The organism is Mesorhizobium sp. M2C.T.Ca.TU.002.02.1.1 (assembly GCF_003997225.1).
Map to the genome: position 1 here is coordinate 1 of NZ_RZTO01001227.1, position 1,217 is coordinate 1,217.

A 1,217-nucleotide genomic window follows, 5' to 3' on the forward strand; every position below is an offset into this window, starting at 1 on the left:
CCAAATGCTCTATTTCGACGCGCTGGCGCAGACGCTTCATTTCGGTCGCGCCGCCAAGCTTGCCGGTGTCAGTCAGCCGGCACTGTCTTCGCAGATCGCCGAGATGGAAGAACGACTGAACTGTCGTCTGTTCGAACGTGGCGGCAAGATGGTGCGGATGACCGACGAAGCGCATGCCTTGCAGCCACGCATCGAGCGCATCCTGGCCGACATACGTGACGTCGAAACGACGGCGCGGCGCGGCCGCCCCACCATGGAGGGCCGTTTCCGGCTGGGGATCATCCCGACGGTCGCGCCCTATCTCTTGCCGCACGTCTTGCCGGAGCTGAGAAAGCGCTACCCTGCGCTGCAGCTCGAACTGCGGGAGGCAGTGACCGCATCGCTGGTCGAGGACGCGGCCTCGGGCAAGCTTGACGCCTTCATCGCCGCCCTGCCGCTCGATCATCCCGGCCTCGTCGCCGAGGAGTTGTTCGCCGACCGCTTCTTCCTCGCCGTTCCCGCCGGCGATCCGGCCTTCGCCTCGCCGCCCGTGCCGCCGGAAAGCCCGGCGCTCGAGCGGCTGATGCTTCTGGAGGAAGGCCACTGCCTGCGCGAGCAGGCCCTGGCCGTCTGCGGCAATGTGCGGCCGGTGGCGATGGCAAGCTATGGCGCGACGAGTCTCACGACGCTCTTGCAGATGGTGGCGCATGGGCTCGGCGTCACGCTGGTGCCGGAAATGGCGGCAAACGCCGCTGGCGTCATGCCGGATCTGAGGATCGTGCCTTTCCAGGAGCCGATGCCGCAACGCATGATCTGCATGGCCTGGCGCCGCAACAAGGTGCGCCAGGACGAATGCATGGAGCTGGCGAAGATCATACGGGCGTTGGACCAGGCGGTGCTGGCGGCATGAGGCACGCTCGAACGCGGCTGGAGATTCCTGCGGGTTCGCGGTCCGGGAGACGAGCAGCGTCAGGCAATCCGGCCGGCGCGCCAATCTTATCGGGAGCGATTGCACGGGTCCGTGATGGTGTTGCCGCACGTGGCTGCCCTCATCTCATGGCGAACAGTTCCTGGTGAAACCGCTCACCCACGGGCAATCCTTGCGCCGCGAAATCCTTCCGCAGCGCTTCACCGAAGCCAGCGGGACCGCAGAACCAGATGCTCGCCATGCGCCATTCCGGCACTTCGGCACGGATGCGGTCACCGGTCAGGCGCCCATCGCGGGCGTCGACAAAGAC

The 1,217-nt window shown here is 66.3% G+C and carries 1 protein-coding gene and 1 pseudogene; one reads left to right on the forward strand and one right to left on the reverse strand.

Annotated features, from left to right (window positions below; genetic code table 11):
- A partial coding sequence (locus tag EOD07_RS34975) for a hydrogen peroxide-inducible genes activator (protein WP_245470613.1) occupies positions 1 to 889 on the forward strand: 889 nt, incomplete at its 5' end.
- A 139-nt stretch (positions 890 to 1,028) separates the two neighbouring features.
- Here the strand turns inward: EOD07_RS34975 and EOD07_RS34980 are convergent.
- Positions 1,029 to 1,217, reverse strand: a pseudogene (locus tag EOD07_RS34980) (ferric reductase); the annotation flags it as partial.